Annotated in this window: 21 protein-coding genes and 1 tRNA gene; 14 read left to right on the top strand and 8 right to left on the bottom strand. The window is 44.3% G+C overall.

Translation table 11 applies throughout. The features are described from left to right. The first annotated feature begins 152 nt into the window (after window positions 1–152). From secDF to trxB, 6 genes are all read left to right on the top strand, one after another. A complete protein-coding gene (gene secDF / locus ABHV44_RS12720; protein ID WP_459075079.1) occupies window positions 153–3,272 on the top strand; it encodes a protein translocase subunit SecDF in 3,120 nt (1,039 codons plus the stop codon). A gap of 120 nt (window positions 3,273–3,392) precedes the next feature. Then, a complete protein-coding gene (locus ABHV44_RS12715; protein WP_459075078.1) occupies window positions 3,393–3,677 on the top strand; it encodes a twin-arginine translocase TatA/TatE family subunit in 285 nt (94 codons plus the stop codon). A gap of 9 nt (window positions 3,678–3,686) precedes the next feature. Further along, complete coding sequence (locus ABHV44_RS12710) at window positions 3,687–4,628, top strand: calcium/sodium antiporter (RefSeq protein ID WP_459075077.1); 942 nt, start codon at window positions 3,687–3,689, stop codon at window positions 4,626–4,628. 73 nt (window positions 4,629–4,701) lie between these two features. Further along, a complete protein-coding gene (gene panB, locus ABHV44_RS12705) occupies window positions 4,702–5,517 on the top strand; it encodes a 3-methyl-2-oxobutanoate hydroxymethyltransferase (RefSeq protein ID WP_459075076.1) in 816 nt (271 codons plus the stop codon). An 87-nt stretch (window positions 5,518–5,604) separates the two neighbouring features. Next, the gene (locus tag ABHV44_RS12700) at window positions 5,605–6,348 is read left to right on the top strand and encodes an RluA family pseudouridine synthase (RefSeq protein ID WP_459075075.1); all 744 of its coding nucleotides are present in this window, start codon (window positions 5,605–5,607) and stop codon (window positions 6,346–6,348) included. A gap of 124 nt (window positions 6,349–6,472) precedes the next feature. After that, a complete protein-coding gene (gene trxB, locus ABHV44_RS12695; RefSeq protein WP_459075074.1) occupies window positions 6,473–7,426 on the top strand; it encodes a thioredoxin-disulfide reductase in 954 nt (317 codons plus the stop codon). A gap of 62 nt (window positions 7,427–7,488) precedes the next feature. Here trxB and ABHV44_RS12690 read toward each other — a convergent pair whose 3' ends face one another. Further along, window positions 7,489–8,058 (bottom strand): hypothetical protein, encoded by a 570-nt coding sequence (locus tag ABHV44_RS12690; protein WP_459075073.1) that lies wholly within the window; start codon window positions 8,056–8,058, stop codon window positions 7,489–7,491. A gap of 75 nt (window positions 8,059–8,133) precedes the next feature. Beyond that, complete coding sequence (locus ABHV44_RS12685; RefSeq protein ID WP_459075072.1) at window positions 8,134–10,140, bottom strand: hypothetical protein; 2,007 nt, start codon at window positions 10,138–10,140, stop codon at window positions 8,134–8,136. Window positions 10,141–10,250: 110 nt separating this feature from the next. Between ABHV44_RS12685 and ABHV44_RS12680 the strand changes: the two genes are divergently transcribed. Further along, window positions 10,251–10,958 (top strand): M15 family metallopeptidase, encoded by a 708-nt coding sequence (locus ABHV44_RS12680; RefSeq protein WP_459075071.1) that lies wholly within the window; start codon window positions 10,251–10,253, stop codon window positions 10,956–10,958. Window position 10,959: 1 nt separating this feature from the next. Here ABHV44_RS12680 and ABHV44_RS12675 read toward each other — a convergent pair whose 3' ends face one another. Both ABHV44_RS12675 and ABHV44_RS12670 read right to left on the bottom strand, forming a co-directional pair. Then, window positions 10,960–11,550 carry a DUF1287 domain-containing protein gene (locus ABHV44_RS12675; protein ID WP_459075070.1) on the bottom strand — a complete coding sequence of 197 codons (591 nt, stop codon included), beginning with the start codon at window positions 11,548–11,550 and terminating at the stop codon, window positions 10,960–10,962. Between the two features lie 104 nt (window positions 11,551–11,654). Then, window positions 11,655–11,728, bottom strand: a tRNA-His gene (locus ABHV44_RS12670). A gap of 163 nt (window positions 11,729–11,891) precedes the next feature. Between ABHV44_RS12670 and ABHV44_RS12665 the strand changes: the two genes are divergently transcribed. Together ABHV44_RS12665 and ABHV44_RS12660 are read left to right on the top strand one after the other, a co-directional pair. Beyond that, on the top strand, window positions 11,892–13,022 hold the full coding sequence (locus ABHV44_RS12665) for a glycosyltransferase (protein WP_459075069.1): 1,131 nt from the start codon (window positions 11,892–11,894) through the stop codon (window positions 13,020–13,022). A 3-nt stretch (window positions 13,023–13,025) separates the two neighbouring features. Further along, the gene (locus ABHV44_RS12660) at window positions 13,026–14,327 is read left to right on the top strand and encodes a lipopolysaccharide biosynthesis protein (RefSeq protein ID WP_459075068.1); all 1,302 of its coding nucleotides are present in this window, start codon (window positions 13,026–13,028) and stop codon (window positions 14,325–14,327) included. Here the strand turns inward: ABHV44_RS12660 and bshB1 are convergent. Continuing rightward, window positions 14,324–15,040, bottom strand: coding sequence for a bacillithiol biosynthesis deacetylase BshB1 (gene bshB1, locus ABHV44_RS12655; RefSeq protein ID WP_459075067.1), 717 nt, complete (start codon window positions 15,038–15,040; stop codon window positions 14,324–14,326). The genes ABHV44_RS12660 and bshB1 overlap by 4 nt on opposite strands. A gap of 23 nt (window positions 15,041–15,063) precedes the next feature. Further along, a complete protein-coding gene (locus ABHV44_RS12650) occupies window positions 15,064–15,585 on the bottom strand; it encodes a glutathione peroxidase (RefSeq protein WP_459075116.1) in 522 nt (173 codons plus the stop codon). Between the two features lie 257 nt (window positions 15,586–15,842). Here ABHV44_RS12650 and ABHV44_RS12645 point away from each other — a divergent pair, with 257 nt between their 5' ends. From ABHV44_RS12645 to ABHV44_RS12625, 5 genes are all read left to right on the top strand, one after another. Further along, window positions 15,843–16,727 (top strand): peptidoglycan DD-metalloendopeptidase family protein, encoded by an 885-nt coding sequence (locus ABHV44_RS12645; protein WP_459075066.1) that lies wholly within the window; start codon window positions 15,843–15,845, stop codon window positions 16,725–16,727. Between the two features lie 111 nt (window positions 16,728–16,838). Next, entirely contained in the window at window positions 16,839–18,341 is a 1,503-nt protein-coding gene (locus ABHV44_RS12640) for a phytoene desaturase family protein (protein ID WP_459075065.1), read from the top strand. Window positions 18,342–18,360: 19 nt separating this feature from the next. After that, the gene (locus tag ABHV44_RS12635; RefSeq protein ID WP_459075064.1) at window positions 18,361–19,197 is read left to right on the top strand and encodes a phytoene/squalene synthase family protein; all 837 of its coding nucleotides are present in this window, start codon (window positions 18,361–18,363) and stop codon (window positions 19,195–19,197) included. A gap of 20 nt (window positions 19,198–19,217) precedes the next feature. Continuing rightward, window positions 19,218–19,784, top strand: coding sequence for an isopentenyl-diphosphate Delta-isomerase (gene idi, locus ABHV44_RS12630; RefSeq protein WP_459075063.1), 567 nt, complete (start codon window positions 19,218–19,220; stop codon window positions 19,782–19,784). A 6-nt stretch (window positions 19,785–19,790) separates the two neighbouring features. After that, window positions 19,791–20,279, top strand: a complete 489-nt coding sequence (locus tag ABHV44_RS12625; RefSeq protein ID WP_459075062.1) for a sterol desaturase family protein — start codon at window positions 19,791–19,793, stop codon at window positions 20,277–20,279. Between the two features lie 32 nt (window positions 20,280–20,311). On the opposite strand, the gene ABHV44_RS12620 is transcribed toward ABHV44_RS12625, so the two are convergent. Both ABHV44_RS12620 and ABHV44_RS12615 read right to left on the bottom strand, forming a co-directional pair. Beyond that, the gene (locus tag ABHV44_RS12620) at window positions 20,312–21,262 is read right to left on the bottom strand and encodes an endonuclease/exonuclease/phosphatase family protein (RefSeq protein WP_459075061.1); all 951 of its coding nucleotides are present in this window, start codon (window positions 21,260–21,262) and stop codon (window positions 20,312–20,314) included. A 162-nt stretch (window positions 21,263–21,424) separates the two neighbouring features. Continuing rightward, complete coding sequence (locus ABHV44_RS12615) at window positions 21,425–22,369, bottom strand: rhomboid family intramembrane serine protease (protein ID WP_459075060.1); 945 nt, start codon at window positions 22,367–22,369, stop codon at window positions 21,425–21,427. Between the last annotated feature and the right edge of the window lies 1 nt (window position 22,370).

Below are 22,370 nucleotides of genomic sequence, written 5' to 3'. Positions count from 1 at the left end.
GGTGGATTTGGTCAAAAATCAGACTTTTCCAATTCATTTTCAACACTTACCGAAACGCCCTCAATGCCAGAGTTTTCCTACAAAAGACCAATTGGTAAATCAATTCTGAAATTCTATATTTGCGCCTTGTTAATTTTTAAACCCTTAATTAAATGCAGAATAAGAGCGCAATTTGGATTTTTACCATTTTATTGGCAATAGCCACGCTGTATAGCATTTCTCTGAGTTTTGTTTCGAGCAGCTACGAACAAGAAGCTGAAAACTACGCAAAGCAATATGAAGATTCGCTGAGATCCGTTGGATTGGAAGGACCTCGCCTGGACTCCGCACTCCGAGTTGAAAAACGCAAATTCTTGCGCGACAGCTCTAATGCAGAGATTTATCCAGTTCTCGGTCTTACCTATCAGGAAGTGAAGGAGAATGAGCTCAACCTCGGGCTTGACCTGCAAGGTGGAATGAGCGTAACGCTCGAAGTTTCCGTTCCAGAATTGGTGAAAAAACTGGCTGACTACAGTGAAAACCCTCAGTTTACAGAGGCACTCAACAACGCCAAGCAACGTCAGACTAACTCTCAGGCACCATTCATCGACTTGTTTGAGCAAGAGTGGAATGCACTAAACACTGACCTCGACCTTTGGAGAATATTCAACAACATCGAAACTGGAGACAAGTTCCCTCCGGGGACTTCTGACGAAGAAGTGTTTAACATCCTGCGCGAAGAAGCAAAGGCTGCCATCAACAACACTGAAAATATTATCAGAAAGCGTATCGACCGCTTCGGTGTTGCTCAACCACTGGTTCAAAAGCAACAGTTTTCAGGACGAATTCTCGTTGAGCTTCCAGGTGTGGACGATAGAGAGCGCGTGCGTTCAACGCTGAAGTCTACTGCGAACCTCGAGTTCTGGGAGACTTACATCAACAACCCGATTGTTACACAACTGGTAGATGTAAACGAAATGCTCGCTCGTGAGCAATATCCAGATGCTTTCGACACTACCGCTACCGACACCACTGAAGTGGCAGAGAGTGACACGCTGGATGTAGACACTGACGAATTGGCTCAGGAGGCTGATTCTGTTCAGCAAGACACTACAGATAGCGACATCGACATGTCAGGTACCGAAGACGAAGATCTCGACCTTACTCAAGATGAAGAAGGCGAGACCGAAAGCGATGAAATGACTGAAGAGCAGAGAAAACGTTCGTTCTTCTTTGCTGCTGCACCGCATTCACTTTTGAAAGCTGAAATCCAGGGTGGATCGCCAGTTGTAGGCTGGGCCAATTCCGCGGATACTGCTCAGGTTAATAAATACCTTAACAAACCCGAAGTTAAGAACATGCTTCCTGCAGACCTGCGTTTGATGTGGGCTGCAAAAGAAGATTCAAGAAACTACATCGGAAAGCCGCTCTTTGCACTTTATGCTATTAAAGATGAATCGGGCCGCGGTAAGCCAAAACTCGATGGAGAGTCGATTACAGATGCCAGCACGCAGTTCGACCAGTTTGGTCAGGTTGCTGTAAGCATGTCGATGAACCCTGAAGGTACACGCATTTGGAGAGAGATGACTGAAGTAGCTGCTCCTGACAACCACATTGCTATTGTGATGGACAATCTGGTTTACTCAGCTCCACAGGTAAATGAGCCGATTCCAAATGGAAGCTCTCAAATTACACTTGGTGGAACTCAGTCCAGAGAACAGCAAATGGCTGAGGCGGACGACCTCACCAACTTGCTGAAGGCTGGTGCTCTTCCTGCTCCTGCAACAATCGTTGACGAAACCATTGTTGGTCCGTCACTCGGTGCCGACAACATCAACAGCGGTTTGATGTCATTTGTTATCGCACTTTTGGTAGTGCTACTTTACATGATTTTCTATTATAAAGGTGCCGGTCTGGTTTCTGACATTGCCCTCATCGCCAACTTGTTTTTCCTGGTGGGTGCGCTTGCATCGCTGCATGCAGCACTTACACTACCTGGAATTGCCGGTATCGTTTTGACAATCGGTATGGCGGTGGATGCCAACGTTCTTATTTATGAGCGTATTCGAGAAGAAATGAGACTCGGAAAAGGTTTGACAGTAGCCATCAAAGACGGTTACAACAAAGCTTATTCTGCGATTGTCGATGCCAACATCACAACTTTGTTGACAGCGATCATCCTTTTCTCTTTCGGTTCTGGAGCCATCAAAGGTTTCGCTACCGTACTTATCATCGGTATTTTCACTTCACTGTTTTCAGCTATTGTGATCACTCGTTTGATTTTTGACGGAAGGCTGAAAAAGAAGAAAGCGATCACTTTTGCATCTTCAATCACCAAGAATTGGTTTACCAATATCAATTTCGACTTCCTCGGCAAGAGAAAAGTATTCTATGCCATTTCAGGAATAATCATTGTCATTGGAATTATCTCGCTTTCTACAAAGGGCCTCAACATGGGACTCGACTTTGAGGGAGGTAGATCTTATACAGTAGAATTTGAAGAGCCTATCACTCTTAAAGAGTTGAGGTCAGAGTTGACCGCCAACTTCACAAGAGAAGATGGAAGTAAAGGAAACCCAGAAGTGAAATTCCTCGGTACTTCAGGTCAGCAGGTGAAAATCACTACTAGCTACCTCATCAGCAGCGAAGACGAAAACGCTGACTCTATGGTTCGCAATGCTATGATCGAAGGTCTGGGTGTTGTTGGAAAAGACTACAAAATCATTGCTGAGGCAAAGGTTGACCCAACCATTTCTGACGATTTCAGAACGGAGGCTACTTACGCTACTATATTCACGCTTCTTGTAGTGTTCCTCTACATTTTCTTCCGATTCAGAAAATGGCAGTTTGGACTTGGCGCGCTCATCGCACTTACTCACGATGTTATTATCGTTCTTTCACTGTTCAGTATTTTCTACGGAATTCTGCCTTTCTCGCTTGAAATCGATCAGGCGTTCATTGCAGCAATTTTGACAGTGATCGGTTACTCGATCAACGATACCGTGGTTGTGTTTGACCGAATCAGGGAGTTCCTTGCAGGTCACAAAAGTTCGAACCAAAAAGTAGTGGTAAATGACGCTCTGAATCAAACCCTGAGCCGTACCATCAACACCTCGATGTCTACTTTCGTTGTGTTGCTCACTATCTTCCTCTTTGGAGGTGAAACCATTCGCGGATTTGCGTTCGCCCTTATGATTGGTGTGGTAGTCGGTACTTACTCATCACTGTTTGTAGCTTCGCCAATTGTGGTAGACTTCACGAAACAACTTCTCGACAAAAACAAAAAGGACTAGGCTCCTTTTCAAGAATAGATTAAAGTCCTGGCGGAATTTTTCGTCAGGACTTTTTTTTGCACAAAACCAACTTGCATTTGTAAACAGTACGGCTATTAAATTCCTACTTTTGCATCCGCTATGGGCACAGGTGAAATCATTTTAATTTTTCTTATTTACCTCATCTTTTTTGGGGCTAAAGGCATTCCATCTCTGGCCAGAAACCTGGGCAGAACGATTCGCTATTTCAAGGATGCCACGAACGATATTCAGAATGATATTATGAATAGCACCAACGATGTGCGCAAGAGTGGCGACAACATCCGAAAGGAAATTGAGAAGCCATTTCGGGATGAGCCTAAAAACTCTCAGAAATCTTCTTCTTCTTCTTCTGAACAAACAGATCAGAAATCAAAAAACGATTAAGCTAAGGGCATGGAGTACTTACTTCTGATCTTAGGACTGGCAACACTCATAGCTGGTGGTGAGCTTTTGGTGAGAGGAGCTGTGGGCATTGCTCTAAAGGCAAAAGTGCCGTCAGTAATCGTGGGGCTTACCATCGTTTCTTTTGGAACTTCAGCCCCTGAGCTCATCATCAGCCTGCAAGCTGTGTTGAGCAACAATCCAGACATTTCAATTGGTAACGTGATTGGGTCCAACATCGCTAACCTCGGCCTTGTGCTTGGCCTTACAGTTATCATTCTACCTATGCCTTTTGAGAAGAGCATTTTACGAAAAGACTGGCCTTACATGATGGGGTCAACGGTTCTACTTTGGGTGTTCTTGCTTGACAATCAACTGAGTTTTATCGAAGGACTTCTGCTGATCATTGGGCTGGCCATCTACATTCTTTTCATGATCAGGAGGGCCAGAAGTGGCCGAATCCCCCTGTCGGTAGTTGAGGAAGTAGAAGACTTTTCTGGAGCCAAATCAAAACCTTACTGGCTGCTTCTTCTGTTTTTGGTCTTATCGAGTGTTGGCCTTCATTTTGGCTCAGAGTGGTTTCTCGATGGAGCAATAGACATCGCCAAAAATTATGGATTGAGCGACAGAGTAATTGGCGTAACCATTGTCGCTTTTGGTACCTCCACACCAGAGTTGGCAGCTTCTGTAATTGCAGCAGTTAAAAAAGAAATGGACATTTCGCTGGGGAACCTCGTTGGATCAAATATTTTCAATATTCTCTCAGTGCTGGGGATTACGGCTATGATCAAGCCACTGGTTGTCTCTGAACAGACCTTGAACTTTGACATTTACTGGATGGCTGGTGTGGCGCTCATTCTTTTGCCCATCATGCTGACAAGCAAAAAGATCAATCGCTTTCACGGACTCCTGCTTCTAATCATCTACGTGCTCTACATCTACTTTGTACTCTAAGAAAAAGGCACCTCTGCACATTTTCCGCTAGCTGATCGTTTCTAATTACCTTTGTTCACAAACACGAATAAATATGTCCGTACATAAAAAGGTGAAGCGCGTGACCACCAACGTGCTTCAGGAAATGAAAAACAATGGCGAAAAGATCGCGATGCTGACGGCTTACGATTTTTCTATGGCTAAAATTGTAGACGATGCCGGAATTGACGTGATCCTGGTTGGCGACTCTGCCTCCAACGTGATGGCGGGACACGAAACGACTCTTCCCATCACGCTTGATCAAATGATTTACCACGCATCGGCTGTTGTTCGAGCAATCAATCGTGCTCTTGTCGTTGTCGACCTACCTTTCGGTTCTTATCAGGGAAACAGCAAGGAAGCCCTCACCTCTGCCATTCGCATCATGAAAGAGTCAGGTGCTCACGCAGTGAAGATGGAAGGCGGTAGTGAAATTGAGGAATCGATTCGCAGAATTCTTTCTGCTGGAATTCCAGTTATGGGTCACCTGGGGCTCACTCCTCAATCGATCTACAAGTTTGGAACATACGTAGTTCGCGCTCGCGAAGAGGAAGAAGCTGAAAGGCTCATCTCCGATGCGAAGGTGCTCGAAGAAGCCGGTTGCTTTTCAATCGTCCTCGAGAAAATCCCGGCTAAGCTTGCGAAGAAAGTAGCCAAAGCGGTGAATATTCCAATCATTGGAATTGGTGCCGGGGGAGATGTGGACGGACAGGTGCTGGTGATTCACGACATGCTCGGAATCACACAGGAATTTAGCCCGCGCTTTTTGAGGCGATATCTCGACATGGGCGACCAAATGCACAAAGCCATTGAAAATTACGTTGGCGACATACGCAAAGGCGATTTTCCCAACGAAGACGAACAATATTAAAAACAGCTGTCTGATGAGACTGACAGCATTTTGCTGATCCCCTGAGGGTCAAAATCAATTTTGTAAAACAAAAAAGAACACAATTAGATGGCCTGGAAAAAACAACCAAAAGAGCCTATCGTCTTGAGCAACGTAGACAATCTGCGAGTGCTTTTTGAAGACAACCACATTGTAGCCGTAAACAAACGCAACTCCGATATCATCCAGAGTGATATCTCCGGTGATCCGGTACTTTGCGACACCGTGAAAGAATACATTCGGGTGAAGTACAATAAGCCAGGGAAAGCTTTCATCGGAACCGTTCACCGTCTCGACCGACCAGTAAGTGGAGTGATTTTGTACGCAAGAACAACAAAGGCACTCAACCGACTCGCCAACATGTTTAAGTACCGTGAGGTGCAAAAGACCTACTGGGCAGTGGTGAAAAATCCGCCACCCGAAGCGGAAGGACGAGTAGTGAACTACCTCATTAAGAATCAAAAACTGAACAAGTCATTCGCACACCCGGAACCTTGCGATGGTTGTAAAGAATCAGAATTGCGATACAAAGTGATTGGCCAGGCAGACAACTACACCTTCGTGGAAGTCTACCCCAAAACCGGTCGTCACCATCAGATTCGGGCAACGCTCGCACAATTGGGGAGCCCAATAAAAGGCGATGTGAAATACGGAGCAGGACGCACCAACAAAAACGCATCGATTCACCTCCACGCCCGCAAAATCGAATTCGTGCATCCAGTTCGAAAAGAACTGAAAACCATTATTGCCCCGCCTCCAAAAGATCCACTTTGGGACAAGTTTTTGGAATTCGATGAACAGTTGAATTCCTAACTGGTTTTAGACAGTCGAAAACGAGACTGCTTAGTGACCGAAGTGACCGATTAAAACGGCATTAATTCATAAATTTGCGGTCGCTTTTTGAACATGCAAAAACCTCTCTTTTAAAAGGAAAAATATGAGTGAAGATATTGAACACGTAAAGTGCCTGATCATCGGATCGGGACCAGCGGGATATACCGCAGCTATTTATGCAGCCAGAGCAGACCTCAAACCAGTGCTCTACCAGGGACTGCAACCAGGAGGACAGCTCACAGAAACTACAGATGTGGACAACTACCCCGGATACCCTGAAGGCGTGAACGGGCCACAGATGATGATCGACTTTCAAAAGCAAGCAGAGCGATTTGAAACGGACATTCGGTCAGGTTGGGTTACCGAAGTGGATTTCACAGGACCAAAGCACAAGGTGGTAATTGACGATGGCAAGAAGACCATTACTGCTGATTCTGTAATTATTTCAACAGGAGCTTCAGCAAAATGGCTCGGACTGGAATCTGAAATCAGACTTCGCGACATGGGTGGAGGTGTTTCTGCTTGCGCAGTTTGCGATGGATTCTTCTACAAAGGTCAGGAAGTGGCAATCGTGGGTGGTGGAGACACTGCTTGTGAAGAAGCCTCATATCTCGGTAAGCTTTGTAAGAAGGTTTACATGCTCGTAAGAAGAGACGAGTTCCGTGCCTCTGCAGCCATGCAAAAGCGCGTGGAAGAAATGGAAAACATCGAGATCATGTATCACCACGAAGCGCTTGAAGTGCTTGGTGAAAATGCCGTTGAAGGGGTTCGCGTGATCAACAACCAGACGAAAGAAGAAAAGACTTTGAACGTAACCGGATTCTTCGTTGCCATTGGCCACAAGCCAAACACAGATCCATTCAAAAAATGGCTGAAAACGGATAATCAGGGATACATCATCAAGAAGCCGGATTCGGCCAAAACTGATGTTGAAGGTGTTTTTGTTTCAGGAGATGCGGCTGACAAAGTCTACCGCCAGGCGGTCACTGCAGCAGGAACAGGATGCATGGCAGCTTTGGATGCCGAGAGATATTTGGCAGAAAAAGGACTGCACTAGGTCCGGAAAAAATAGATTTCACAAAAGAGCTGTCCACTTCGGATGGCTCTTTTTTTTTGCCACTAAAGCCTGAACCTAATTCCTATCGGGATGAGATTAGTGGCATAGAAGCTATTGAACTCTTTTATTTGAACAGGAGAGTAATAAAACCTATTAGGAAAAACTATGAAGAACGGAGATAATTGAAGTGACACTTTTGGAGAAATGTGAATGAGAAAAGCTACAGTTGCGCTCGCGGCTAATCCAAAACTATCTCCTCCGTCACCCCATGCAATGTGCACGCCACCTAGACCGAGTCCAAGATTCATAGAGATGACCTCCCCTTGAAAGTTGTAGTATGTCTCCAAACAGAGTACACTGTAGTCACTTCTGAGAGTTTTTGAGTACTCAGGAGCAAAGAAGCTCGAATTAAAAAACCGTGAATGCTCATAAGCAACCCCAAGATACCACGGACCTTTAACTTCTCTTTGGTACTCGAAATAGGTGCGAATTCCTGTCGCGTGATAATTACTAGCCGAGACTCCGAGTTCGAAAGTGAGAAAGTCTTCCTTGACTGAATCAGCATCGATTTGACATTGTCCGACCAATACATTTGACAGACAGATCAGGTGAACCAATAAAAATTGCCTCATAATCCAAGGACATTTTTGTCACTAAGCAGAAGATAAATTTAAAGATCATATTTCTTGTGCCGTGGTTGTTTCAGTCTAATTAACGGTAATTTCATATACCAACCCTTCGATATCCGAGAAAGGAAACGGAATATTATTTTGGCTGAACGGAGCAGTGGGCCACCAGCTGGCATCGTGAAACTCCTGAGTTACTACCGGAACCATTTGGTTGTTGGGGATGCTGGTCATTGAGCTGTCCATGTAGCCCAGCACGCGCATATCATCTTCGCTGGTCCCCACTCGCCAAACAATCCTTTCGGGTTGCCAGTCGATTTCATAGTAGAAAACTCCACCAACCGTTTCATCGTGTGGATTCTCAGTTTTTTCAGTTATTGCTTTATAGTTTTCAGCCCAGCGATGTGCCATGAACTCCTTGTCGAAAGCTTCGATCTTTTCCACCCCGACCACAAAATTCTCGACATCCGCACAAGCCAGGTCCCAATTTGTGCAGGCTACAATCAGGTTGTCGTTTAAAGCATCGTCTTTCGGGTAGTCCTCCACCCCACCGTAGGACGACTGCGGCCAGTGTTTAGAAGATTTCACAATTTCGATGTCGATCTCACTGTAGTAGTTGGTTTGGGTTCTTGGTGTGGTGCCGTCCTCATCGGTCTTGGGCAAGAATCCACTAGAACAACCAGTGCGGTGGTTCCACTCCGCCTGTTCCTGAAATTTGAGCCAGAAAGCACAAGTGAGACCGTTCCAAACATCATCCTCACTCATGGTTTCCGGAAACTTGATTTTTGCTCTGAACTTGCCGTAGGTAAATCCAATTCGTCCATTAATTCCGGCATTCATCTTCTGATAAACAGTATCGCGCTGATAGCCAATATTGCGAATTGCAATGGCATCCGTAGTCGGATCGTAAAAAGCGGATTCGCAGACTTCGTCTGCAGTTGTCACATACTCTTGAATCCTCTTTCCTCCGTATTTTTCAACGTTCTTGTGATAGTCTTCCTGCGTGTACCCACCAGTGACATCAGCAGCAATCGGCAGGTTATCGAGTTGATAGTTATAATTTATAGCTGGTAAAAACTCCTCGAACTGAGCATTTCTGAAAAGTTCATCGCTGTAACCGCACATTCCTGCAGCCTGCTCTTCAGAAACTTTCGAAGGATCAAAACGCATTCTGTCGACAAACAATCCATCAGAAGCACTCAACCTGGTCATTGTTTTTAGAACCTTTCGGGAGTTGTAAACACCAATATTTTTACCCTTAGCGGCTGTGCTGTTGAAGTAGTAGAATGGATTTATGAAAACTCCTTTAGTCGTATCCTTCAGATTTAAGTCTTTTATAAAGTAAGGCAACTCGCGATAGGCCGTTTCATCCATTATGACGAGCATAAATTCATAATTACCCATTCTCGGGTTGCGTTTCCAGCGGTTGTTCACATTGCCCTTTTTGCTCGCATCTTTTATCACCCAGTGGGCGTCCATTTCCAACTGCTTCTCTAACGGAACCTGATTATTCACCGCTTTCTCATTCACTGCCTTGAGCCATTCTTCGTTGGACCGAATATTCTCGATTACAGCGTTCAACTCTTCTTCAGAGATAAACCTGTTCTTCATCGCAGCCCCAAAATATTTCTCCTCATTTCTCGGGTTTCCTAAAATTCGGAGCGTGTCGGAAATGGTCACCTTGCCTTCTTCATCTGGTTTACTTTCAACCTTGTGAAAACCACTTTCTGCTCCTACCCAACTCCCATAAAAGTTCTGAGAAGAAATCTCATTGTAGTGGACACCATCTTCATCCGAGCTTTCGGCATGCTTGTAAGATTCATTTTGATAGTAAAGCTTGTAGTAAAGTCGCTGAGGCTTCTGCTCCTGGCTTTTGATTGTAAACTGAGCCACAAATGGCTCGGCACCCCTTGAGGGAATGGCCACTCCTTCGACAACAGCATTTCGGCTATTTACCGGTAGAGAAAGTGTATCTGACTGCGAAGAGTAGTTGGAAAAAGGATCGAAGTTTACGAGTTCAAAAGCCGGTTCTTCTTCACACGAGGTAAAAATTACGACAGCGATAAAAAGATAAATCAGCTTTTTCATGGGAATTGGAGTGAGTTTAGAACCGAGTTTTTGGGACAGCCAAATTATTGAAAGATTTTCCGTTATTCAATTTCTATCGATAACATCAAATTCATCACTATTTTTAACCTATGACAAAAATCGGCCTTTTCATTTTAGTTGCTTTATTTTTCGGATTTACCCTTGAGCAGAACTCTGTGGAGTATCCCAAGTCTGAGCTCATCGGTAAGTTCACCCCATCAGCTCACCCCGAATTTGAAAAAATACCGTCCGAGTACACCAAAAAATCAAACATCTACCTCAGAAGAGCTGCTCTGATATCGTTCGGAAAAATGCATTTGGCTGCAGCCGAGGCCGGCTTCGATTTAGACATTATCAGCGCAACGAGAAACTTTAGCTATCAGGAAGGAATCTGGACAAGAAAATGGAATCGACTGGCAATGTCTGGAAAATCAGACCTCGAAAAGGTTGAAGAAATTTTGACCTATAGCAGCATGCCCGGAACCTCACGCCATCACTGGGGGACCGATATTGACCTCAACAATCTCAACAACAAATATTTCGAGGATGGCTCTGGAAAAGAGCTTTACAATTGGCTATTGGAAAACGCCCCTAAGTTTGGATACCAACAGACGTACACTTCGAAGGAAAACGGGCGAACCGGTTACAATGAAGAGAAATGGCACTGGAGCTACATGCCAATTGCCGGCCCAATGCTTGAACAGTACAACGAGAAGGTGAGTTATTCGGACATTGACGGTTTCCCCGGTTGTGGTCAGGCTCCCGCGATCAAAGCTATAGAGCACTATGTGAATGGCATTGCTTCGGAGTTGAAGTGAGTCAGCCTTTAAACCTGTAGTGACCTATTATTTCAAATCTGAAGAGGCAATCCTCGACTACCTGTCCACCTCCGATGTTGTGTAGAATCAAATGTCGCTGGCCGTCATTCGATTTTCGATTCACAATAATTCCTATGTGGGTCATTCCACCTTCTAACCTCCAACACACAATCTCTCCTGGATTGTAATCTTTCGGGTCGTTCGTAATCTCTAGCTTCACTCCATTCCTTTCGAAAAAAGTCATCAGATTAGGAACTCTTCGATGATCTATATTTCTATCAGTTGAGTTCATTCCCCAGATCTGCGGGTAAACACTAAAATTTGACTTCATGTCCTCATGAACCAATAACTGAAGATCTATCCCGAAAAGCCGATAAGCTCTTATCACAACATCGGTGCAAACGCCTTTTCCCGCAGGAACATCACCGTTGGGATAATCGAGAGAAAAATAGCTGGGGTCGTAAAGAATATCCTCATTCTCAAGAGTTAGAGTCGAATCAGCAAAGCTCGAATAGAAATCATTTTGCGACTTTACTGAGAGCCAGGATAATGAAAGAAATAAGGAAACGAGCAGCAGATGTTTAGACTTCATGGCGCGGAACTTTAAGTCTATAAACGAAGATTTCAAATTTCTATTGAATTTGATAAAAGCCGGCCACAAAAAAAGCCCCTTCGGAAATCCGAAGAGGCTCTCTGGGTGGCTGATGGGGTTCGAACCCACGACCCTCGGCACCACAAACCGATGCTCTAACCAGCTGAGCTACAGCCACCATTTAATCTTATTCAGAAGCTTTATGTAAAAGCCATACCTGATTTCGAAACGGACTGCGAATTTAAATAATTAATCTGCATCTCTGCAACAAAATTCGCAATCGAAAATTGTGAAATTTTGGTGGGCCTTCTCCACATCTCTAAAATGCGTTTCTTTGTGACATGCCGCAGGGTCGTTTGCACATCCTTTTCATCACAAAGTGGTATCCTTCGCAAGAGGATCCTCAACTTGCGATTTTCGTAAAAAGACATGCTGAGGCTGTTGCACAGTTCGCACGCGTAACGGTGCTTCATGTAACATCTTCCAACGCCAAAACAGATGAGGTTGACTTTCAAAAGGAAGGTGATCTTACGACTGTTAGGGCTCATTGGCCACAAACAAACCATCCGCTATTCAAACTGAAAAGAATGTTTTCCGCTGCGCGAAAAGCCAGGAAACGAATGGATGAAGAATTGCCTAATGTTGATCTAATCCACTGTCACATGCTTGCGCGAACGGCCTGGTTGGCCCAGCAGCTCTATCCTCAGCTACCTTTCGTAGTTACCGAGCACTGGACTGGTTACGTGAACGGCAATTTTCAAAAGCTCAACCCGCTGCGAAAAATTGCTTATCGAAAGCTGGCCAAGAAAGCATCAGCGCTGACAGTTGTGTCCGGGCAGCTGAAGAAGGCAATGATCCAAAACAAATTTCGAAGAGACATCGAAATCGTTCCAAACGTTGTTGAAGTTCCTTCCCGTGAAAAAAAGAAGAACGATCGAATTCACATTCTCACTGTAGCCGACTTCCACGAAAAGAACAAGAATATTTCTGGCATTCTCAGAGCAATCAACTCAATAAGAGAACACTATCAGTTCCATTGGACAATTGTGGGTGATGGTGTAGACCGTGAAACAATTACGTCTCTGGCGAAAGACCTCAACATCACCGATAGAGTTAGCTTCCCGGGGAGGCTGCCTCAGGAAGAGGTTCATCGCGAAATTTCAACTGCCGACCTACTGGTGGTCAACAGCAGGTTCGAAACTTTTTCGATGGTGACACTTGAAGCCCTGCTTATGGGAGTTCCGGTGATTGCAACGCGCAGTGGCGGCCCAGAAAACTTTGTCAATGAGACAAATGGCTTTTTGATTGACCCGGACGATCAGGCCGCTCTAGAAAATTCGCTCAAGAAGTTTCTGGAGAATCCAGAAAAGTTCGAAGCCGAAAAGGTGAAGCTAAGCGTTGAAAACAGATTTTCTAAAGATGCTGTAGGAAGCGCTTTTCTTAACTTGTACAACAGAATTTTGAACCACTGAGAAATGCTGAAATCCATTACCGGCACGCTTCTTTCGAAAATTTTGGTGGTACTCCTCACCTTCTTCACGGTGATATTGAACACTCGTGTGCTTGGCCCGGATGGTATTGGAGAAATTGCGCTGATCAACCTTGCAGTTTTGATCACGGTGACCGTTAGCAACTTTTTTGGAGGAGGCGCAATTGTGTTTCTCGTCCCCAGAGTAAAAGGAGGTAAACTATTCATTCCCGCCTACATCTGGGCCAGCCTCACCGCTTTTGGGATGTACTGGTTTTTTATGACCACCACTTATTTTCGAGATGAGTTCGCAATCCATCTTGCCGTCCTGGGTTTGTTGCAAAGTCTGTTCATTTTTCATTTTCAGGTGATGGTCGGGAACAAACGAATTGGAGTTTTCAACCGGCTCGTGGTAATGCAGATCGCTCTGGTGTTGCTGGCTCTGCTTGTTTTCTTTTTCTTACTCGACTTTCAAAAAGTGAAAGCATTCATTTGGGCTCTCTATATTTCTTTTGGTTCTACCTGGTTGCTTTCATTGATACTCATAAGCAGACATTTAGAAGAAATGAATTTCCAGTCATTCAAAGAGACCTCAAAGAGAATTGCCAGCCTCGGTTTCTTCAGCGAACTATCGAATGTGCTGCAAATTCTTGTGAGGCGTGCCAACTACATTTTTGCAGAAACATTATTGGGAACTGGTTTCCTCGGGCTTTATTCCGTTTCGATTCAACTTTCCGAGACAATAAAAGTGATTGGTAACAGCATGGCTACAGTTCAGTATGCCGAAGTGGCCAATTCGGACAACCGACTCAGAAACAAACTACTGACCATCAGACTTTTTAAAGCTGCAGTCGTTTTGACAACCATTGCTTCCTTCGTGATTGTTCTCCTGCCCGACTCGGTTTACACGTTTGTTTTTGGCGAGGAGTTCACTTTTCTCAACGACCTTCTGTGGTGGCTACTTCCTGCCATGATTGCAATGGCCATCCGTGCGATTCTCAGTCACCACTTTGCCGGAATAGGAAAACCTCATGTAAACACCATCACCGCTGTTGTGGGAATTTTCACTGTGGTTCCGCTAGGCTACTTTCTAACTATCGATGGAATGGGTGTGAGCGAAGAAATGGGACTTGTAGGACTGGCAGCTGCCACATCAGTCGGTTTTTCCATTCAGGCACTCTTTCAGTGGGTGTGGTTTGCGCGGATGGAAAAAGCCAGCGTAGGTGACTTCCTCCTTAAGCGCACCGACTTCACTTTCGTGAAACACACTATCCGTAAATTTTTGAAGCAAAGCGATGAAAACCCTTAGAGCAGATCGAATAGATCATTCACTCCAGGCGCTCTTTCAGTAGTAAAACCTTCTGCAAATTCGGTTTTGATAGGACGGGCATACTGGCGTGCTCGCGATTTGAGAAAATCAAAAAATTCTTTTCCTGAAATAGGTGTTTCTGGTTCTGAGCTGTTGGGATCATAGAACTGTGACTTAAACGCTTTGATAGCCTCCATTTTAGTTTCCCATGTATCAGAAATATCCACCACAAAATCCGGCTCATGGTAATGGTCCTGAATGTAGTGGTAAACAGACCTTGGACGCCAATGCTCTTGCTGATTTCCGTCAAGCTCAGTTTCGATTTTACGCAAACCTGAAAGAAAAAGGGAGTCACTTACCAACTTTGAAGCTTTGCCGTGGTCAGGGTGACGGTCGCTCGGGGTGTTAATCAATGCTATCTCAGGCTGATACTTTCTCACCATTCGGATAATTGCGATTTGATTATCGCGATTGTACTCAAAAAAACCATCTGCCAATGCCAGGTTTTCGCGAGCTGAAAGACCAAGAATTTCACTTGAGCGAGCCGCTTCTTCATCTCTCAGTTCGGCTGAACCTCTACTCCCCAGTTCTCCACGGGTCAGGTCGAGAATACCGACCTTCTTTCCCTGCTTCACCAATTTCGCAACTGTGCCACCACAAGATATTTCAACGTCATCGGGGTGCGCAGCAATTGCCAATACATCTAACTTCATTCGATTTTGTTTTTCTAAATTCTTTACCCTTCTATCCAATCAATGATCTCCGGCTCTGCTGGCAAGGTCTGAGGATGAACATCACGAACGAGTTTACCATCTTCGTCTATCAAAAACTTGTGGAAGTTCCATTTCACCTCAAAGTCGCCAACACCATTTTCGCTTTTATTGGTGAGCCACTGATAAATTGGATGCTGATCATCGCCTTTGACAGAAATTTTGCTCATCATCGGAAATGTCACTCCGTAATTTTTCTGACAGAACCCTTTGATTTCTTCATCTGAGCCCGGCTCTTGGTTTCCAAAATTATTGGCGGGAAATCCAATAATCTCGAAGTCTTTTCCTCCGTATTCTTCATAAACCTCCTGTAGCGTTTCGTACTGAGGGGTCAACCCACATTCTGAAGCTGTGTTTACGATCATTACTTTTTTGCCTTTAAGCGAAGAAAAGTCGAATGTTTCACCATCGAGTGTTTGCGCTTTGAAGTCGTGAAGTGTTTTCATTTTGATTCCTATCGAATTTTCATCCACCTCTGCAGGCTTCATCACAAAGCCAAGAATCGCCACTGTGGCCACTATCAGAGATACAATTGTTGTTAATTTTCTACTTTTCATTTTTCTGGAAATCGGGGTTCAAAAATAGGAAACTCCCTGTAGCGCTCATTGTTCAGGTGATAAGTCGTTGAAACCCTGCAGGACGCGTAAAAGCTGAAAAAAGCTTTGTTCAAAACTTTTCACAATAAAGACAGTATAAAGAGGTTTGTAACTGATATTTCACCCTTCTAAAAAAAATTCAAACCTGCATGAGTAACTCATTGAAATATTTCAAAGGGCTGTTGACCATTTTGTGTTGTGCCAGCATTGGACTTGGTTTTGGGCAAGAATCAACTGGTGGAAGCTACGATGAAGTAGATGAAAAAAAAGCCGCTGACCTTGAGCTCACTTTCGAAGCTGCAGAAGCTGCCTGGGACATCAACGATTCGCTTCAGGCCATTCCGTTTTATGATGACTACTGCATGTGGGACACCAAGACCATCCACGGTTATGAGTACGATCTAACAAAAATGAAAGACACCGTTGATCTGGTTTTGCGATACGACTCTTGCGACTACTCTACCCCGTGGCTTGGCCGCATCACATCTCCATTTGGAGAGCGAGGTGCTCGCTACCACTACGGGATTGATGTTAAACTCTACAAAGGAGACCCTGTCAAATCAGCTTTTGAAGGAATGGTGAGAATATCAAAATACAGCCGTTCTTACGGAAATGTGGTTGTAGTGCGTCATCAAAATGGATTAGAAACATTGTACGCTCACCTCTCCGCCCGAAAAGTAAAATCGGGAGATTATGTGCAATCGGGAGATGTTATTGGACTTGGTGGAAACACCGGTCGATCTACCGGCAGCCACCTCCACTTTGAATGCCGATATAAAGGTGAGCCGATTCATCCGGAAGATGTAATCGATTGGCAAACCGGTGCCCTAAAACACGATGTGTTAAAGCTGAATCAAGAGCACTTTGCTTACCTAAAAGAGGCCAGAGCAAAAAAATATCACCGCATCAGAAGCGGTGACACATTGAGTGCAATCGCCCGCAGATACGGCACATCGGTAGGAACACTCTGTCGACTCAATGGCATCTCCAGCAACAAGATTCTTAGAATAGGCCAAAGTATCCGCTACAGGTAACTTCTTTTTTCACGATCTTTCCATAGAGTCAGAACAATTTTGCAAAAAACCCTGTTTTGACTCTATGTTTTTTCAGCAGAAATATTTTTTCTGCCCCAAGCCAACTGAAAAATGAAAGATCGAATTGCTGTAATTGGAAGTGGATTTGCGGGACTGGCAGCAGCCACCAGCCTGGCCCAAAAGGGATTTGACGTAGATCTTTACGAGAAAAACGAGCAGACTGGCGGAAGAGCCCGAAAGTTCGAGTCCGATGGTTTTGTCTTCGATATGGGACCTAGTTGGTACTGGATGCCCGATGTTTTTGAAGATTACTTTTCCAAATTCGGCAAGAAGCCTTCCGACTATTATAAACTCAAGAGAATCGATCCTTCTTATAAAGTGATTTTCGGCAAAGACGATCACCTTGAAATACCCGCCAGCCTCGATGAGCAAAAGAAGATGTTTGAAAAGCTCGAGCCTGGAAGCAGCAAGAACCTGGACCTTTTTTTAGAAGAAGCCCGCTACAAATACGAAGTGGGAATGAAGGACATCGTTTACAAGCCCGCCTTGTCGATCTTCGAATTTTTCAATTGGAAAATTGCTTCCGGAGCTTTGAGGCTTCACTTACTAAAGTCATTCAGTAGCTATATCCGCAAATTTTTCTCGCATCCAAAACTGCTTAAGCTCCTGGAGTTCCCAGTTTTGTTTTTGGGTGCGAAACCGGAAGACACCCCTGCTCTCTATTCCATTATGAACTATGCTGACATGAAGCTCGGCACGTGGTATCCAATGGGTGGAATGCACGAAGTGGTGAAGGGAATGACCTCACTGGCAGAAGAAATGGGAGTGAAAATCCACCTCAACAGTGAGATAGAAAAGATTGTTGTTGAGGACAAAAAAGCAAAAGGTGTTGTTGTAAACGGTGAGTTTAGAGCCGCAGACGCAGTTGTTGCCGGAGCTGACTACCACCACGTAGAACAGAAACTCCTGGAACCTCAGTTCAGAAATTATTCGGAAGACTACTGGGGTAAAAGAACCATGGCACCATCGTGCCTGCTCTACTACGTTGGAGTCGACAAAAAACTAGATGGCATCGAGCATCACAACTTGTTTTTTGATGAGGATTTCGCCATCCATTCAAAAGAAATTTACGACACAAAAGAATGGCCCAAAAAGCCACTTTTCTACGTTTGCGCTCCTTCCAAAACAGACCCTACAGTGGCTCCAGAAGGAAAGGAAAATGTATTTATTTTAATCCCTGTAGCTCCGGGACTGAAAGACAATCAAGAAATTCGAGAGAAATATTACAATATCGTATGTCAGAGACTTGCTAACGTAACTGGTTGCGATATTCGTGAACACTCCGTATTTTTAAGAAGTTATGCTCATGAAGACTTTGTAGAAGATTACAACGCCTTTAGGGGTAACGCTTATGGATTGGCCAATACACTCAACCAAACGGCCTTTCTGAAACCCAGCTTAAGAAACAAAATCGTCAGTAACATATTTTATACCGGTCAGCTAACTACTCCTGGGCCGGGAGTACCTCCATCGCTCATTTCAGGTCAGGTTGCAGCCACAGCGGTTGCAAAACACTTGAAAACGATTAGACAACAACAACACAAAGTGGCCTGAACGAACCAACATTACTGACATGAAAGAAATATTTGACAATGTCTCCATTGCTTGTAGCCGAAAAACCACCAAGGCTTACAGCACTTCCTTTTCCATCGGGATCAGGTTTTTGAATCCGCGGTTTCGCGATCCCATTTATTCTGTTTACGGATTTGTTCGTTTTGCTGACGAAATCGTAGATACATTCCACGACTACGACAAGGAAGATTTGCTCAAGCGGTTTTGGGACGATACACATAAGGCAATTGATGAAGGAATTTCGCTAAATCCAATCCTAAACAGTTTCCAGAAAGTTTATCACGACTACAACTTCGATCGCGAGTTGGTAGACACCTTTCTGCAAAGTATGGAAATGGATTTGCACAAACACGAATATTCGCAAGCTGGATACGAAAAGTATATTTTGGGATCAGCTGAAGTAGTTGGGTTGATGTGTTTGAAGATTTTCACTGAAAACAACATCAAACTCTACAAACAGCTCAGGCCTTTTGCCATGAGACTTGGAGCAGCCTTTCAAAAGATCAACTTTTTGAGAGACCTCCATGCCGACTTTCTCAACCTCGGCCGATCGTATTTCCCAGGCATCGACATTGAAAATTTCGATGACAACACAAAGAAGCAAATCGAGGAGGAGATCGAAGAGGATTTCAAGATCGGACTTGCCGGAATAAAGAAATTACCGAAAGATGCGAGGTTCGGGGTGTATGTCGCATATGTGTACTACACTCGATTATTCAATAAGATTAAGCGCATCCCGTCACATCGAATTATGAATGAAAGAGTACGAATACCGAATCAAAGGAAATATGCGCTTTTTGTGCACTCGTACTTTAGACATAGCTTAAACGTACTGTAAAAATAGAAGAGCTAGCGTAGATGAGTACAATGAATGAAATAAACGTCACCACTGATTTCGACAATGTGATCTTAGTTGACGAAAACGATAAAGAGTTGGGCACAATGCCCAAGATGGAGGCTCATGAAAAGGGATTGCTTCACAGGGCTTTTTCTGTTTTTGTCTTCAACAGCAGCGGTGAATTGCTGCTTCACAAACGTGCCTCAGACAAGTATCACTGCGGAGGAATGTGGACAAACACTTGCTGCAGTCATCCAAGGCAGGGTGAAGAAGTGAAGGCAGCCGCTCACAGAAGGCTTCAGGAGGAAATGGGATTTAACTGCACTCTGGTTCCGGCATTTGAATTCACTTACAAGAGCGAACTCGATAACCACCTGCTCGAGCACGAATATGATCATGTATTTCTTGGAGAATTTGATAGTGCCCCGAGCCCCAATCAAGGAGAGGTAGAAGATTGGCAGTTTATGCGGATTGACGAAATCAGAAATCTACTCGAAACCAGCCCCCAAATTTTTACCCCATGGTTTAAGATTGTTTTCGAGAGAGTTTTAAATTATCGCTCAGAATCACCAAATTTGAATTTATAATCAATCATGTCTATTCTGATAAACATAGCATTGGTAATTGCCACCTTTTTTGTGATGGAATTCATGGCGTGGTTTACGCACAAATACGTCATGCACGGATTCATGTGGAAGTTTCACAAGGATCATCACGTAGAGGAGCCAGGTTTCTTTGAAAAGAATGATGTATTCTTTCTGATCTACGCAGTACCGAGTTTTTTACTTATCCTATTCGGTGCTCTCAATGGATACGATTTCAGATTCTTCATCGGGCTCGGAATCTTGTTTTATGGCATGGCCTACTTTTTCGTTCACGACATCTTCATTCACCAGCGATTTAAGATTTTACGAAACGCAGATCACCCTTATTTTAAGGCCATTCGAAAAGCTCACAAGGTTCACCACAAGCACCGCGGCAAGGAGCACGGTGAGTGTTTCGGAATGTTGCTGGTGCCATGGAAATACTACCGCGAAGCTCTAAAAGCGGAAAGGCGTCAGCAAGAAGCCAAAAGCTCTTAGTAGCTCTCAGTTATTCAATATCCCGATTCTCTTCAGTAAGCGAGGTCAACGCGAATTGGAAGGTGATCCGAAAGCTCCAGAGGAAGTGTCTTAAAATTGTAAGATTCAAAGTTTTTGTCGTGCCAGATGTAGTCAATCCTGAAGGATGGAAAAGGCCCATTGTAAGTACGTCCAAGTCCACTACCACTCTGCACAAAAGCATCCAGCAAAACCTCATCCACTACAGAATAAGTGTATGAAATAGGCGTATCGTTGAAGTCCCCGCATAAAACTACGGGATAGGGGCTGCGAATAATATTCTTCACAATTTTATCGACTTGCGCCTGACGCTTTTTATAAGCGGTGATCAGTCGCTGTGCAATGCGCTTCCCTCCTTCTTCAAGCTCTTGCCGCTCTTCACCCAGGTTTGCGATAAAACGGTAGTCCTCTTCTCCGAAACGGATGGATGATAAATGAGTATTGAAAACACGAATCGTATCACCCTTCACATCAATATCCGTGTAGATGCAATAATTATTATCGTCCGACTCAAATGGAATTTCCCCTCGTTGAACAATTGGATATCGGGAAAAAGTAGCTACTCCAAAATATCTTTCTCCGCTAAACTCGTGCGTGTAGCGTTCGTGAAAATAGCTATTGTCCAGCTCTTCCAGTAATTTGTTTCGCGTATCAAACCCATCTTTTTTGGCCGTGTAATAAAACTCCTGAAAACAGAGAATATCAGCACTTTCAGCCTTGAGGATTTTCAAAACGCTGTCACGAGTTGTAATGTGGTCGAGCTCGTGGTAGAGGTTAAAAAGGCGAACATTATAGCTCAGAACTGAAACTGAATTCTCGAGTTTTGACTCCGGCTTCTCGCTGCCGAGAATCTGAAAAAAATGTTGATGATAGCTCAAACCAAGGGCAACGGAAACAAGCGGGACGAGAAATATCCACTTTTTCTTGAAAATCCAGATGACAAGAAAGAGAAGGTTCAATGTCATAAAAAGAGGATAACCAAGACCAAAAAAGGGCAACCACTGATTTTGATTTGGGCTAATAGCTGTAGAGCCATAACTGAGTAGCAGAGCAACTGCTACCGCAATAGTTAACAAGACTAAAAGCCATTTAAACAACTTTCGGATTCCTTTTCTCACAGCGAAATGCTATTCTTGACCGTACCGAAAAAGGAAGTCCTTCTCATCTTTGGTGAGACTGTCGTAGCCAGCTCGACTTATCTTATCGAGAATTTTATCTACCCTTTTTTGTTTGGCAACCTTGTCGGCATTGTATTCCTCGTCCGTCATGTGACGTGCTTTCTTTCTGCCTTTTCTTTTTTGATTGTGAACTACTTTCATTCTCGAACCGCCCTTAAAAAGATTGGCGAGGTTGTCGAGCAGCTTCTCGAACCACCTTCCTATGTCTCTATTTTGAGCAAACCCTCGCGCCAGAAGATAACCATAAAGTGCTCCACCCAAGTGACCGATGTGGCCTCCAGCATTTTGCCCACCGGGAATCGCAATAATATCGATAGCCAAATAGATTAGTGCGATGTAGATCAGCTTTACTGGACCTATAAAAGGCAAGCCAATTCGATAGTTAGGCTGATAAACAGCAATGGCAAAGAAAACGGCCATCACCGAAGCCGAAGCTCCCCAGATTGGTCCGCGCATTCCTTCGAAGACTGGTAAAAAATTGTAGGCTAAAAAGTAAAGGGCCCAGCCTGCTAGTCCTCCGAGAATGTAGGTCGCCACCAATTTTCTGGGGCCAAAAAAGTCCAGAAAAATCCTTCCAATAAAGAACAAGATGAGCATGTTTCCAAGGATGTGCCAGAGACCTTCGTGCACAAACATGTACGTGAAAATGCTCCAGGGCCGGTAAATCAAACCGTTGAGCCCTTCAGTGTTTTGGATAACATGCGTAGAGCCCAACCAATTCCAGGAAAGGAAGGTGTTTCCTAAAATAATGAACTGATTCATATTGGTAACAAAAAGTACCAAAAGCAAGATCTTCAAAACCGCAAACACACCCACGTTGATGTAGATGAGCTTGAGGAGCGCGCTACCGGATTTGTAGCGATGTTTTATTTCATCGAGTAAACTTCGTTGCATC

Source organism: Halocola ammonii, from assembly GCF_049334165.1.
Classification (GTDB): domain Bacteria; phylum Bacteroidota; class Bacteroidia; order Flavobacteriales_D; family Sanyastnellaceae; genus JBEGHD01.
This window is presented reverse-complemented; position numbering and strand designations above follow the sequence as displayed.